The organism is Geodermatophilus telluris (assembly GCF_900102745.1).
Taxonomy (GTDB): Bacteria; Actinomycetota; Actinomycetes; order Mycobacteriales; family Geodermatophilaceae; genus Geodermatophilus; species Geodermatophilus telluris.
This window is the reverse complement of sequence record NZ_FMZF01000001.1, coordinates 609,172-622,807: the sequence shown is the minus strand read 5'-3', so window position 1 is coordinate 622,807 and position 13,636 is coordinate 609,172. Positions and strand designations below refer to the sequence as shown.

13 protein-coding genes are annotated in these 13,636 nt (G+C 74.5%); all 13 read left to right on the top strand.

All coding sequences use genetic code 11. From position 1 onward, the window contains the following. Positions 1-192 precede the first annotated feature (192 nt). The 13 genes from BLQ97_RS03000 (at position 193) to nuoK (ending at position 13,629) form a co-directional block, all read left to right on the top strand. A complete protein-coding gene (locus tag BLQ97_RS03000) occupies positions 193-867 on the top strand; it encodes a phosphoribosyltransferase (protein ID WP_091363048.1) in 675 nt (224 codons plus the stop codon). Positions 868-919: 52 nt separating this feature from the next. After that, positions 920-2,194, top strand: coding sequence for a geranylgeranyl reductase family protein (locus BLQ97_RS02995; protein ID WP_091363046.1), 1,275 nt, complete (start codon positions 920-922; stop codon positions 2,192-2,194). Positions 2,195-2,358: 164 nt separating this feature from the next. Beyond that, positions 2,359-2,721 (top strand): NADH-quinone oxidoreductase subunit A, encoded by a 363-nt coding sequence (locus BLQ97_RS02990; protein WP_091363044.1) that lies wholly within the window; start codon positions 2,359-2,361, stop codon positions 2,719-2,721. Between the two features lie 42 nt (positions 2,722-2,763). Beyond that, the gene (locus BLQ97_RS02985; protein ID WP_091363041.1) at positions 2,764-3,444 is read left to right on the top strand and encodes a NuoB/complex I 20 kDa subunit family protein; all 681 of its coding nucleotides are present in this window, start codon (positions 2,764-2,766) and stop codon (positions 3,442-3,444) included. Then, positions 3,441-4,178, top strand: coding sequence for an NADH-quinone oxidoreductase subunit C (locus tag BLQ97_RS02980; protein ID WP_091363039.1), 738 nt, complete (start codon positions 3,441-3,443; stop codon positions 4,176-4,178). The genes BLQ97_RS02985 and BLQ97_RS02980 overlap by 4 nt, the downstream gene beginning before the upstream one ends. Then, entirely contained in the window at positions 4,175-5,509 is a 1,335-nt protein-coding gene (locus BLQ97_RS02975) for an NADH-quinone oxidoreductase subunit D (protein ID WP_091363036.1), read from the top strand. Before BLQ97_RS02980 ends, BLQ97_RS02975 begins: the two co-directional genes overlap by 4 nt. Continuing rightward, positions 5,506-6,516: an NADH-quinone oxidoreductase subunit NuoE gene (gene nuoE, locus BLQ97_RS02970; protein ID WP_091363033.1), complete on the top strand. Its 1,011-nt coding sequence runs from the start codon at positions 5,506-5,508 to the stop codon at positions 6,514-6,516. The genes BLQ97_RS02975 and nuoE overlap by 4 nt, the downstream gene beginning before the upstream one ends. 1 nt (position 6,517) lies before the next feature. Next, positions 6,518-7,846, top strand: a complete 1,329-nt coding sequence (gene nuoF, locus BLQ97_RS02965) for an NADH-quinone oxidoreductase subunit NuoF (protein ID WP_091363030.1) — start codon at positions 6,518-6,520, stop codon at positions 7,844-7,846. Positions 7,847-7,919: 73 nt separating this feature from the next. Beyond that, on the top strand, positions 7,920-10,394 hold the full coding sequence (locus BLQ97_RS02960) for an NADH-quinone oxidoreductase subunit G (RefSeq protein ID WP_091363027.1): 2,475 nt from the start codon (positions 7,920-7,922) through the stop codon (positions 10,392-10,394). Next, complete coding sequence (gene nuoH / locus BLQ97_RS02955; protein ID WP_091363025.1) at positions 10,391-11,896, top strand: NADH-quinone oxidoreductase subunit NuoH; 1,506 nt, start codon at positions 10,391-10,393, stop codon at positions 11,894-11,896. Before BLQ97_RS02960 ends, nuoH begins: the two co-directional genes overlap by 4 nt. Then, on the top strand, positions 11,889-12,524 hold the full coding sequence (gene nuoI / locus BLQ97_RS02950) for an NADH-quinone oxidoreductase subunit NuoI (protein WP_091363023.1): 636 nt from the start codon (positions 11,889-11,891) through the stop codon (positions 12,522-12,524). Before nuoH ends, nuoI begins: the two co-directional genes overlap by 8 nt. Beyond that, the gene (locus BLQ97_RS02945) at positions 12,521-13,333 is read left to right on the top strand and encodes an NADH-quinone oxidoreductase subunit J (RefSeq protein ID WP_091363021.1); all 813 of its coding nucleotides are present in this window, start codon (positions 12,521-12,523) and stop codon (positions 13,331-13,333) included. Before nuoI ends, BLQ97_RS02945 begins: the two co-directional genes overlap by 4 nt. Continuing rightward, positions 13,330-13,629 carry an NADH-quinone oxidoreductase subunit NuoK gene (gene nuoK, locus BLQ97_RS02940; RefSeq protein WP_075013278.1) on the top strand — a complete coding sequence of 100 codons (300 nt, stop codon included), beginning with the start codon at positions 13,330-13,332 and terminating at the stop codon, positions 13,627-13,629. The genes BLQ97_RS02945 and nuoK overlap by 4 nt, the downstream gene beginning before the upstream one ends. Positions 13,630-13,636: the final 7 nt, after the last annotated feature.

Sequence of the window (13,636 nt, the reverse complement as noted above, 5' to 3'; positions counted from 1 at the left end):
GTGGTGTGGGGGGCGACGTGGTCCTTGTAGCGTCGCTCCATGACGACACCGCTGCCCGAGCCGCCCGGCCCGTCGCCGTCGCCGGTCGACCCGATCTCGCCGCCCTCACCGGCCCCGCTCCCGCAGCCCAGCCCCACGGACCCGACCGCGCCGCCGCCCTCGGGGCCACAGCCGGTCTGACCCGTCCGCGCGGTGGACGACGGCCGCCGTCCCTTCGCCGACCGGCGTGAGGCCGGCCGGGAGCTCGCCGCGCTGCTGACCGACCCCGACCGCGCGGCCACCGTCCCGCTCGGGCCCGGGACGCTGGTCCTCGGCCTGCCCCGCGGTGGGGTCCTGGTCGCCGCCGAGGTGGCCGCCGCGCTGGGGGCCGAGCTCGACGTCGTCGCCGTCCGCAAGCTCGGCCTGCCCGGCCACCCGGAGCTGGCGATGGGGGCGCTCGCCGCCGTCGGGGACACCGTGGAGACCGTCCGCAGCGAGGCGGTCCTGGCCCGCCACGCGGTCGACGACGAGGCGGCCGCCGCGGTCCGCCGGGCCGAGCTCGCCGAGCTGCGCCGCCGCCAGGAGGCCTACCGCGGCGACCGGCCGCCCCCGCGCCTGGCCGGGCGCACCGTCGTCCTGGTCGACGACGGGCTGGCCACCGGCTCCACCGTGCGCGCCGCGCTGGCCGCCGTGCGCGGGACCGGTCCCGCCGCCGTCGTCGTCGCCGTCCCGGTCGGGGCGCCCGAGGTGTGCGCCGAGCTCGACGCCGACGAGGTGGTCTGCCTGCGCACGCCGGTGCCGTTCGGCGCGGTCGGCCGGTACTACGACGACTTCGGCCAGACCACCGACGACGAGGTGCGGGCGGCCCTGGCCGGCACCCGCGCCTAGGCTCGGACGGCGGTCCGGGAGGGCCGCAGCCGAGCACCGAGGGGGCCAGCGCGTGACCGATCCGACCGCCGGGGGCAGCGCCGACGTCGTGGTGGTCGGGGCCGGACCGGCGGGCTCGGCCGCCGCCTGGGCACTGGCGACCGCCGGCCTCGACGCCGTGGTGCTGGAGAAGGCGCGCTTCCCCCGCGAGAAGGTCTGCGGCGACGGCCTGACGCCCCGGGCGGTGCGGGCCCTCGACGAGATGGGCGTCGACGTCTCCCCGGCCGCCGGCTGGGTGCGGCACCGGGGCCTGCGGGTCTTCGGCGGTGGCCAGGTGGTCGAGGTCGACTGGCCCACGCTGGACTCCTGGCCCTCCTACGGGCTCATCCGCGCCCGCCGCGACCTCGACCCGCTCCTGGCCGAGCACGCCGTCGCCGCCGGTGCCCGGCTCGAGCAGGAGGTCACCGTCACCGGGCCGCTGCTCGACGACGCCGGCCGGGTCGCCGGCGTGCACGCGCAGGCCGGGCCGGGCAAGGAGCCGGTCACCTGGCGCGCCCCGCTGGTGGTCTCCGCCGAGGGCCTGTCGGGCCGGCTGGCCAAGGCCATCGGGCTCACCCGCCGCGAGGACCGCCCGCTCGGCGTCGCCGTCCGCCGCTACGTCGAGACGCCGCGCGGCGAGGACCCCTGGCTCGACATCTCCTTCGACCTCTCCGCCGAGGGGCCCACCGCGGACGCGATGCCCGGCTACGGGTGGTCGTTCGGCATGGGCGACGGCACCGCCAACGTCGGCTTCGGGCTCCTCGACACGCGGCGCGGCGGGGACGCCGACCCGCGCACCGTGCTGCGGCGGTGGCTGGCCAGCCTCCCGCCGGAGTGGCAGCTCGGCGAGGAGCACGCGGTCACCCCCCTGCGCGGCGCCGGGCTGCCGATGGCTCTCAACCGCGGCCCGGCCTACACCCGCGGCCTGCTGCTGGCCGGCGACACCGCCGGGGTGGTCAACCCGTTCAACGGCGAGGGCATCAGCTACGCGCTGGAGACCGGCCGGATGGCGGGGGAGACCGCGGCCGCGGCGCTGGCCGCGCCGGAGGGCCCCGCGCGGGAGGCGGTGCTGCGCCGCTACCCGCAGCGGCTGCGCGAGGAGTACGGCCGCCACCACCGCCTCGGGACGGCGTTCCTCGCGCTGCTCGACCGGCCGGGGCTGGTCCGGTTCGCCACCGCCCACGGGCTCAAGCGACCGGGGATGGTGGCCGCCGCGCTGCGGCTGATGGGCAACCTCTCCGACGGCCGCGACGGCGACCGCTTCGACCGCCTCGTCGCCGTCCTCACCCGCCTGACGCCGTCGGTCTGAGCCCGCTCCGGCCGGAGCGTGACCAGACCGTGACGCGCAGATGTGAACTCACTCACCCCCCGTGCTTCTCATCCTCCGGAGGGAGGCATAGGCTCGTCCCCGACGGTTTGTGAATTTCTTCACAAGCGCCGCCCGTGGTCCTGGATCGTCGAAGGGGGGAGCCGGTGCTCTCGACCTACGTGCCCATCGTGGGCCTGTTCGCGCTGGCCGCGGCCTTCGCGCTGTTCTCCGTGACGGTCGCGCCGTTCGTCGGCCCGCGCCGCTACAACCGGGCCAAGCTCGAGGCCTACGAGTGCGGCATCGAGCCGGTCGACCAGCCGCTGCAGGGCGGCCGGTTCCCGGTGAAGTACTACCTGACGGCGATGCTCTTCATCGTCTTCGACATCGAGATCGTCTTCCTCTACCCGTGGGCCGTCGCCAACGACGCGCTGGGCGTGTTCGGCCTGGTCGAGATGGTCGTGTTCATCGCGACGGTGTTCCTCGCCTACGCCTACGTGTGGCGCCGCGGCGGGCTCGAGTGGGACTGACGACCGTGACACCAACGACGACCCCGACGGCAGGGAGCTGAGATGGGTCTCGAGGAGAAGCTGCCCAGCGGGTTCCTGCTGACCAGCGTCGAGAAGCTGGTCAACTGGACCCGCAAGTCCTCGCTGTGGCCGGCCACCTTCGGGCTGGCCTGCTGCGCCATCGAGATGATGGCCACCGGCGCCGGCCGCTACGACCTGGCCCGCTTCGGCATGGAGGTCTTCCGCGCCTCGCCGCGCCAGGCCGACCTGATGATCGTCGCCGGCCGGGTGAGCCAGAAGATGGCGCCGGTCCTGCGGCAGATCTACGACCAGATGCCCGAGCCGCGGTGGGTGCTCGCCATGGGCGTGTGCGCCAGCTCCGGCGGCATGTTCAACAACTACGCGGTGGTGCAGGGCGTCGACCACGTCGTCCCGGTGGACATGTACCTGCCCGGCTGCCCGCCGCGCCCGGAGATGCTGATGGACGCCATCCTCAAGCTCCACCACAAGATCCAGAACGAGCCGCTCGGGGAGCGGCGGGCCCGCCAGCTCGAGCAGGACCGGGCCGAGGGCCGCGCGCGCGACCTGCTGGTGGAGATGCCCTCGAGCGTCCGCGTGGACAAGGCGGCCCGCCGGGCCTACGAGGAGGCCGCGGCCGCCGGGCGCACCGGCCAGTTCGCCATCGAGCAGCGCGGCGGCCGGGCCGTCCTGCTGCCCGAGCCGTACGTGCGGAGCCAGCGGTGACCGGCCCCGGCGACCGCAGCGGCACCGACGCCGGACAGGGCGCCGCCGCCCCCGGCGGCGGGTTCCGCAAGGGCGCGTTCGGCGTCTCCGGCAGCGGGGACACCTCCGGCTTCGGCGGGCTGGTCCGCGTCGAGCCCGGCGGCGCGGTGGCGCTGCACTCCACCGACCGGCCCTACGGCGGCTGGTTCGACGAGGTCACCGACGCGCTGGTCGAGGCCGTGGGCGAGGCCACCTACGCCGCCGCCGTCCGGCGCGTGCTGGTCGACCGCGGCGAGATCACCTACTTCGTGGCCCGCGAGCACCTGCTCACCCTGGTGCAGGCCCTGCGCGACGACGACGCGCTGCGCTTCGAGCTGTGCAGCAGCGTCTCCGGCGTCGACTACGAGGGCAGCGGCGGGCCGGCGGCGACGCCGGGCCGGCCGCGGCTGCACGTCGTCTACCACCTGACGTCGATGACCTACCGGCGGCGGATCCGGCTGGAGGTGGCGGTCACGGTGGAGGACCCGCACGTGCCGTCGGTGTCCTCGGTCTACCCGACGGCGGACTGGCACGAGCGGGAGACCTACGACATGTTCGGCGTCGTCTTCGACGGCCACCCCGCGCTGACCCGGATCCTCATGCCCGACGACTGGGACGGGCACCCGCAGCGCAAGGACTACCCGCTCGGCGGCGTCCCGGTCGAGTACCACGGCGCGACCGTCCCGCCGCCCGACACCCGGCGGAGCTACCGGTGACCACGACCGACCCGGGCACCCGGGACCCCTACGCCGGCTCGCGCGAGACCACCGAGGGCCGCGTCTACACCGTCACCGGCGGCGACTGGGACCAGGCGTTCGGCAGCGACCTCACCGGTGAGGAACGCCTCGTCGTCAACATGGGGCCGCAGCACCCCTCGACGCACGGCGTCCTGCGGCTGGTGCTCGACCTCGAGGGCGAGACGGTGACCAAGGCGCGGGTGGTCATCGGCTACCTGCACACCGGCATCGAGAAGAACGTCGAGTACCGCAACTGGACGCAGGGGACGACGTTCGTCACGCGGATGGACTACCTGTCCCCGCTGTACAACGAGACCGCCTACTGCCTGGCCGTCGAGAAGCTGCTCGGCATCGACGCGCCGTCGCGGGCGCAGACCATCCGGGTGCTGGTCATGGAGATCAACCGGATCGCCTCGCACCTCGTCGGCCTGGCCACCGGCGGCATGGAGCTCGGCGCGCTGACCGGCATGACCAACGGCTTCCGCGAGCGCGAGCTGTGCCTCGACCTGCTCGAGGAGATCACCGGCCTGCGGATGAACCACGCCTACGTCCGCCCCGGCGGCGTCGCGCAGGACCTGCCGCCCGGTGCGGTGGAGTCCATCCGCGAGTGGCTGACCGTCATGCCCGAGCGGCTGGCCGGCTACCACAAGCTGCTCACCGGCCAGCCCATCTGGCAGCGCCGGCTCAAGGACGTCGGCTACCTCGACGTCACCGGCTGCCTGGCGCTCGGCATCACCGGGCCCGTGCTGCGCGCCGCCGGGCTGCCCTGGGACCTGCGCCGCACCGAGCCCTACCTCGGCTACCAGGACTACGACTTCGAGGTGCCGACCGCCGACACCTCCGACGCGTGGGGCCGCTACCTGGTCCGGATGGCCGAGATGTTCGAGTCGCTCAAGATCGTCCGGCAGGCGCTCGACCGGCTCGAGCCCGGCCCGGTGATGGTCGAGGACAAGAAGATCGCCTGGCCGGCGCAGCTGTCGCTCGGCGCCGACGGCATGGGCAACTCCCTGGAGCACGTCCGGCACATCATGGGCACCTCGATGGAGGCCCTCATCCACCACTTCAAGCTGGTCACCGAGGGCTTCCGCGTCCCGGCCGGCCAGGTGTACGTGCCGGTCGAGTCCCCGCGCGGGGAGCTCGGCTACCACGTGGTCAGCGACGGCGGCACCCGCCCGTTCCGCGTCCACGTGCGCGACCCCAGCTTCGTCAACCTGCAGGCGACCGCGGCGATGAGCGAGGGCGGCATGATCGCCGACGTCATCGCGGCCATCGCCTCCATCGACCCGGTCATGGGGGGAGTGGACCGATGAGTGCGCTGCCCGGATCGGCCGAGGGTGCGGCGACGACGGGGCTGGTCGACAGCCCCGTCGAGCCCGCGGCCGCGGACCTGCCGCCGCTGACCGAGCAGACCCGGCTCGAGGCGCGCGAGATCACCGCCCGCTACCCGCAGCCGCGCTCGGCGCTGCTGCCGATGCTGCACCTGGTGCAGAGCTACCAGGGCTACGTCTCGCCCGAGGGCGTGGCGCTGTGCGCCGAGGAGCTCGGCCTGACCAAGGCCGAGGTCGGCGCGGTGGCCACCTTCTACACGATGTACAAGCGCCGCCCGACCGGCCGGCACCTGGTCAGCGTCTGCACCAACACGCTGTGCGCCGTCCTCGGCGGGCAGCGGATCATGGACGCGCTCTCGGCCGACCTCGGCGTGCACCACGACGAGACGGCGGCCGACGGGTCGGTCACCCTCGAGCACGCCGAGTGCCTGGCCGCCTGCGACTACGCGCCCGTCGTCACCGTCGACTACGAGTTCTACGACCAGCAGGACGTCGACAGCGCCCGCGCGCTGGTGGCCGCGCTGCGCCGCGGGGAGAAGCCGCACCCGACCCGCGGGGCACCGCTGACCGACTTCCGCGGCGTCTCCCGCCAGCTGGCCGGCTTCTCCCAGCACGCCGACGCCGCGGCCGCCAGAGCCGCCGTCGACGCGCCGGGGGAGTGGGGCCCGACGCTGGCCGGCCTCCGGCTGGCCGCCGAGCGCGGCGAGACCGCCCCGCCGATGCGTGAAGGACCCCGTCCCCCCCACCCTTCGCAGGCTCAGGGCGGGCCCCTGGACGGGGCCGACACCGGGCAGACGCCCGAGAAGGAGGCCGCCGACGCCCGCGTCGCCGCGGCCGACAACCCCGCCGAGCGGGCCGGCGCCGCGCAGACCCACCCCGACGAGGGCACCGAGTACGGCCGGGAGACGCCGCCCGGGTCCCGTCCCACCCCCGACACCCCCGCAGGGACCGAGCCGGGCACCTCCGGCCAGGGTCCAGGGAAGGCCTGACATGCCGCTGACCCCCGTCCTCACCTCGCGCTGGGGCGCCGACCAGCCGTGGCGGCTGTCCACCTACGAGTCGCTCGACGGCTACGCCGCCCTGCGCACGGCGCTGTCGATGAGCCCCGACGAGCTGGTGTCCCTGGTCAAGGACTCCGGCCTGCGCGGCCGCGGCGGCGCCGGGTTCCCCACCGGCATGAAGTGGAGCTTCATCCCGCAGCCCAAGCCGGGGGAGACGCCCACCGGGCCGGCCGCGATGCCCAAGTACCTCGTGGTCAACGCCGACGAGGGCGAGCCGGGCACCTGCAAGGACCTCCCGCTGATGATGACCGACCCGCACTCCCTGGTGGAGGGCGTGATCATCTCGGCGTACGCGATCCGCTGCCGGTTCGCGGTCATCTACGTCCGCGGCGAGGCGGTGCACGCCCACCGCCGGCTGGTCAACGCCGTCGAGGAGGCCTACGCGGCCGGCTACCTCGGCCGCGACGTCCTGGGCTCGGGCTACGACCTGGAGCTGGTCGTGCACGCCGGGGCGGGCGCGTACATCTGCGGCGAGGAGACGGCGCTGCTCGACTCGCTCGAGGGCTACCGCGGCCAGCCGCGGCTCAAGCCGCCGTTCCCCGCCGTCGCCGGCCTCTACGGCGCGCCGACGGTGATCAACAACGTGGAGACGCTGGCCACCGTGCCGTTCGTCGTCCGCGGCGGGGCCGAGTGGTTCAAGCAGTTCGGGCCGGAGAAGTCGCCCGGGCCGAAGATCTACTCGCTCTCGGGCCGGGTCGTGCGCCCCGGCCAGTACGAGGCCCCGATGGGCACCACCATGCGCGAGCTGCTCGCCATGGCCGGTGGCGTGCGGCCCGGTCACGAGCTGAAGTTCTGGACGCCGGGCGGCTCGTCGACGCCGTACTTCACCGCCGAGCACCTCGACGTGCCGCTGGACTTCGACTCGGTCGCGGCCGCGGGCTCCATGCTCGGCACCACCGCGCTGATGGTCTTCGACGAGACCGACTCGATCGTCGAGGCCACCCTGCGGTTCACCGAGTTCTACGCCCACGAGAGCTGCGGCAAGTGCACCCCGTGCCGCGAGGGCACCTACTGGCTGGTCCAGGTGCTGCAGCGGCTGGTCGACGGCCGCGGGACGGCCGCCGACCTCGACCTGCTCACCGACACCTGCGACAACATCCTCGGCCGGTCCTTCTGCGCCCTCGGCGACGGCGCGACCAGCTGCATCACCAGCTCGCTGAAGTACTTCCGCGACGACTACGTCGCGCTGCTGCCGCCCGAGGAGCGGGCCCGCCTGGGCCGCTCCCTGCGCCTCGAGCCCGTCGGAGCCGCCTCGTGACCGAGCTCGCGAGGTCACGTAGAGACACAGCACCCCGTGGCACTGGTGCGACGAGCGCCAGCGAGGAGGACCAGTGACCCTGACGCCCACCAGTCCCGAGCCCGCGGCGGCGGTGCCGCCCGGCGTCCCGGGCCCGCACACCCCGCCGGACGCCGTCCACTGCACCATCGACGGCTTCGACGTCGCGGTGCCCAAGGGGACGCTGATCATCCGGGCCGCGGAGATGGTCGGCATCCAGATCCCCCGGTTCTGCGACCACCCGCTGCTCGACCCGGTCGGCGCCTGCCGGCAGTGCCTGGTCGAGGTCGAGGGCCAGCGCAAGCCGGTGGCCTCCTGCACCATGCCGGTCACCGACGGCATGGCCGTGAGGACCCAGCTGACCAGCGCGGTCGCCGACAAGGCGCAGCAGGGGACGATGGAGCTGCTGCTGATCAACCACCCGCTGGACTGCCCGGTCTGCGACAAGGGCGGCGAGTGCCCGCTGCAGAACCAGGCGCTGAGCAACGGCCGCGGCGAGTCCCGCTTCGTCGACGTCAAGCGGACCTACCCCAAGCCGCTGCCGATCAGCAGCGAGATCCTGCTCGACCGCGAGCGCTGCGTCCTGTGCGCGCGCTGCACCCGCTTCTCCCAGCAGGTGGCCGGTGACCCGTTCATCGAGCTGTTCGAGCGGGGCGCGCTGGAGCAGGTCGCCGTCTACGAGGACGAGCCCTTCTCCTCCTACTTCTCCGGCAACACCACCCAGATCTGCCCGGTCGGCGCGCTGACCAGCGCCCAGTACCGGTTCCGCTCCCGGCCCTTCGACCTGCGCAGTGAGCCCTCGGTGTGCGAGCACTGCTCCTCGGGCTGCGCGATGCGCACCGACTACCGGCGCGGCAAGGTCATGCGCCGGCTGGCCGGCGAGGACCCCGCGGTCAACGAGGAGTGGACCTGCGACAAGGGCCGCTACGCGTTCCGCTACGCGGCGACCAACGACCGGCTCGGCACCCCGCTGGTGCGCGGCGCCGACGGCGTGCTCGCCCCCGCCTCGTGGCCGGACGCGTGGGCCGCCGCCGCGGAGGGGCTGCGCGCGGCGCGGGCGGCCGGCGGTGTCGGGGTGCTGCCCGGCGGCCGGCTCACCGTCGAGGACGCCTACGCCTACGCCAAGTTCGCCCGGACGGCCCTGCACACCAACGACGTCGACGCCCGCGCCCGCGCGCACTCGCCCGAGGAGCAGGCGTTCCTCGCCGCGCACGTCGCCGGCCGCTCCCCGGGCGACGGCGCGGTCACCTACGACGAGCTCACCGCCGCTCCCGCGGTGCTCCTGGCCGGCCTCGAGCCGGAGGAGGAGTCGCCGATCGTCTTCCTCCGGCTGCGGCGGGCGGTGCGCCGGGGCGGGCTGGCCGTCTACGACCTCGCGCCCTTCGCCACCCGGGCCGCGCAGAAGCTGCAGGCCACCGTCCTGGTCACCCGGCCCGGCGACGAGGCCCGCGCGCTCGGTGCGCTGGCCGGCGGCAGCTGGGGCGGCCCCGCGGTCGAGGCGCTGCGGCAGCCCGGTGCGGTGGTGCTCGCCGGCGAGCGGCTGGCCGCGGTCCCCGGCGCGTTCACCGCGCTGGTCGCGCTCGCCCGGGCCACCGGTGCACGGGTCGCGTGGGTGCCGCGGCGGGCCGGTGAGCGCGGCGCCGTCGAGGCCGGTGCGCTGCCGGCGCTGCTGCCCGGTGGGCGCCCGGTCGAGGACCCCGTCGCCCGCGCCGAGGTCGCCGCGCTGTGGGGCGTCGACCCCGCCGACCTCCCCGCCGTCCCCGGCCGGGACACCACCGGCATCCTCACCGCGGTCCGCGACGGGCGGCTGGCCGGTCTCGTCGTCGGCGGCGTCGACCCCGACGACCTGCCCGACCCGCGGCTGGCCGCGGCCGCCCTGGCCGCGGCGTCGTTCGTGGTCAGCCTCGAGCAGCGGCCCGGCGCCGTCACCGCGCACGCCGACGTCGTCCTGCCGGTGGCCGCCGCGCCCGAGAAGGCCGGCAGCTACCTGGACTGGGAGGGGCGGGTGCGCTCCTTCGACGCCACGCTGCACGGCACCGGCCAGCTGCCCGACGGCCGGGTGCTGCACGGTCTGGCCGAGCACCTCGACGTCGACCTGCGGCTGCCCGCGCCCGAGGCCGCCCGCGCCGAGCTCGCCGCCCTCGGCGCCGCGGTCACCCCTGCGGAGGTCCCGGGCCTCGACGAGCCGCCCGCGGTCGCCCCGCAGCCCGGCGCCGGCGAGGCGCTGCTGGCCTCGTGGCGGCAGCTGCTCGACGTCGGCACCCTGCAGCGTGACGAGCCCGAGCTCGCCGGCACGGCGCGCCCGCCGGTGGCCCGGCTGGCCCCCGAGGCGGCCGCCCGGCTGGGCCTGGCCGACGGCGACCCGCTCACCGTCACCGGCGCGACCGGCTCGGTGACCCTGCCGCTGTGCGTCACCGACATGCCCGACGGCGTCGTCTGGCTGCCGCTGCGCTCGCCCGGCAGCGAGCTGTACCGCGACCTCGGCACCGCGCCCGGCGCCGTCGTCCGCCTGTCCGGAGGTGCCGCGTGACGCCGCTCGCCGCCGCCGACCAGCCGACGCTCGAGGACTTCGGGTCCGACGTCTGGTGGATCGTGCTCATCAAGATCGTCGGCGTGTTCGGCGTGCTGGTCCTGATGACGCTGTTCGCCATCGTGTTCGAGCGCAAGGTCGTCGCCCGCATGCAGCAGCGCTCCGGCCCCAACCGGGTCGGGCCGCGCGGGTCGCTGCAGAGCCTGGCCGACGGGCTCAAACTGGCGTTCAAGGAGGACATCATGCCGGCGCTGGCCGACCGGCCGGTGTACTTCCTGGCGCCGGTCATCTCCGCGGTCCCGGCGTTCCTGGCCTTCTCGGTCATCCCGCTGGGCCCGACGGTGAGCATCTTCGGCCAGCGGACCCCGCTGCAGCTGACCGACGCCCCCATCGGCGTGCTCGTCGTGCTGGCCTGCTCGGCGATGGGCGTCTACGGCATCGTGCTCGCCGGCTGGGCATCGGGCTCCACCTACCCGCTCCTCGGCGGGCTGCGCAGCGCCGCGCAGATGGTCAGCTACGAGATCGCGATGGGCCTGTCGATCGTCGCGGTGTTCCTCTACGCGGGCTCGATGTCCACCTCGGAGATCGTCGCCGCCCAGGCCGACGGCAACCAGGTGTCGTTCTTCGGCCTGGAGTTCACCGGGCCCAGCTGGTTCGCCGTCCTGCTGCCGGTCAGCTTCGTCATCTACGTCGTCGCCGTCGTGGGCGAGACCAACCGGGCGCCCTTCGACCTGCCCGAGGCCGAGAGCGAGCTGGTCGGCGGCTTCCACACCGAGTACACGTCGCTGAAGTTCGCGCTGTTCTTCCTGGCCGAGTACATCAACATGGTCACCGTCTCGGCCCTGGCCGCGACGCTGTTCCTCGGGGGCTGGCGGGCGCCGTGGCCGCTGTCGATCTGGGACGGCGCCAACTCCGGCTGGTGGCCACTGCTGTGGTTCTTCCTCAAGGTCGTCCTCGCGCTGTTCGTCTTCATCTGGCTGCGCGGGACGCTGCCCCGGCTGCGCTACGACCAGTTCATGCGCTTCGGCTGGAAGGTCCTGGTCCCCACCGCGCTGGTCTGGATCCTCGTCGTCGCCACCATGCGCACCGTCGCCCGCGAGGCGGAGCTCTCCAGCGGCCAGGTCGCGCTGTTCGTCGGCGTGCCGATGGCCATCGTGGTGCTCGCCGGCCTGCTGATCGCCAGCCGCACCGCCAACCGCGACACCCGGCTCATGGCCGCCGACGCCGCGGCCGGCGGGGTGCACGCCACCGACCCCGACCCCGAGCCCGAGGTGCTGCCCCCCGCCGGGCCGCGGCACCGCCCCGCCCAGCGCAGCGGCCCGGCCCGCGCCGAGGGCGGCTTCCCGGTGCCGCCCATGGACCTCGCCGTGCCGCCCTCGCCCCGGCTGCGCCGCGGCGAGCCGGTCGGCGCGCCCGCGGGCGGGGTGGTCAGCAGCGGCCGCCGGGCCCCGGGCGGCAGGGGCAGCACCGCCACCAGCGCACAGGAGGACCCCGATGTCTGAGCGGACCCCCGCGGGAGCCACCCCGGCCCGGCGCGGCGGCGGGGAGGTCGAGCGTGCCGGCGGCGGCGGTGCCGCACCCGCGCGGCGCAGCCTCTTCCCGGCGCCGGGCCAGGGCTTCGGCGTCACCTTCGGCCAGATGTTCAAGAAGGTGACCACCGAGCAGTACCCCGAGACGCCCAAGGTGACCAAGCCGCGCTACCACGGGCGGCACGTGCTCAACCGGCACCCCGACGGGCTGGAGAAGTGCGTCGGCTGCGAGCTGTGCGCGTGGGCGTGCCCGGCCGACGCGATCTACGTCGAGGGCGGCGACAACACCGAGGACGAGCGCTACAGCCCCGGCGAGCGCTACGGCCGCGTCTACCAGATCAACTACCTGCGCTGCATCTTCTGCGGCCTGTGCATCGAGGCCTGCCCGACCCGCTCGCTGACCATGAGCAACGACTTCGAGCTGGCCGACGACAACCGGGCCGACCTCATCTACACCAAGGAGCAGCTCATGGCCCCGCTGCTGCCGGGCATGGAGGCCCCGCCGCACGCCATGCGCCTGGGCGAGGACGAGAAGGCCTACTACGTGCGCGAGCCGGAGGCCGGCTCGGCGGCCGAGCCGGTGACGGTGGAGCGGGCATGAACGTGGTCGCCGCGGCCGCCGACACCTCGGTCCAGCTGGGCACCGGGGAGGCCGTCGTCTTCTGGGTGCTCGGCCCGATCGCGCTGGCCGGCGCGCTGGGCATGGTGTTCAGCCGCAACGCCGTCCACTCGGCGCTCTGGCTGGTCAACACCATGCTGACGCTGGGCGTCTTCTACGTCGTCCAGTCGGCGCCGTTCCTCGGCGCGGTGCAGATCATCGTCTACACCGGCGCGATCATGATCCTCTTCCTGTTCGTGCTCATGCTGGTCGGCCGCGACTCCTCGGACTCGGTCGTGGAGACCCTGCGCGGGCAGCGGGTGGCCGCGATCGTGCTCGGCGTCGGCTTCGCCGGGCTGGTCGGCGCCGGCATCGCCCGCGCCACCCGGGACACCGCGGCCACCGGCCTGGACGAGCGGGGCGGGACGGGCAACATCCAGGCGATCGCCGAGGTGCTCTTCACCCGGTACCTGCTGGCCTTCGAGGTGACCAGCGCGCTGCTCATCACCGCCGCGGTCGGCGCGATGGTGCTGGCCCACATCGAGCGCGAGCCCGGCACCCGGCAGACCCAGAAGGAGCTGTCCCGGGCGCGCTTCCTCACCGACCGGCCGCAGACGCTGCCCGGCCCCGGCGTGTACGCCCGCGCCAACTCCGTCGCCGCCCCCGCGCTGCTGCCCGACGGCAGCACCGCCGACGAGACGGTCGCCACCGGCATCGACGCCCAGGACGTCGAGCAGATGCCGCGCCCCACCGGCCGCGGCCAGCTCGGCAGCCCCGACGCGTCGCTCGGCAGCCTGGAGGGCCCGCGATGACGCTGACGCACTACCTGGTGCTCGCGGCGATCCTGTTCACCATCGGCGCGGTCGGCGTGCTGGTGCGCCGCAACGCGATCGTCGTGTTCATGTGCGTCGAGCTGATGCTCAACTCGGTGAACCTGACGCTGGTCACCTTCGCCCGGGCCACCGGGACCATCGACGGCCAGATCATGGCCTTCTTCGTCATGGTCGTGGCCGCCGCCGAGGTCGTCGTCGGCCTGGCGATCATCATGTCGATCTACCGGACCCGCCGGTCGGCGTCGGTCGACGACGCCAACCTGCTCAAGTACTGACGGGAGC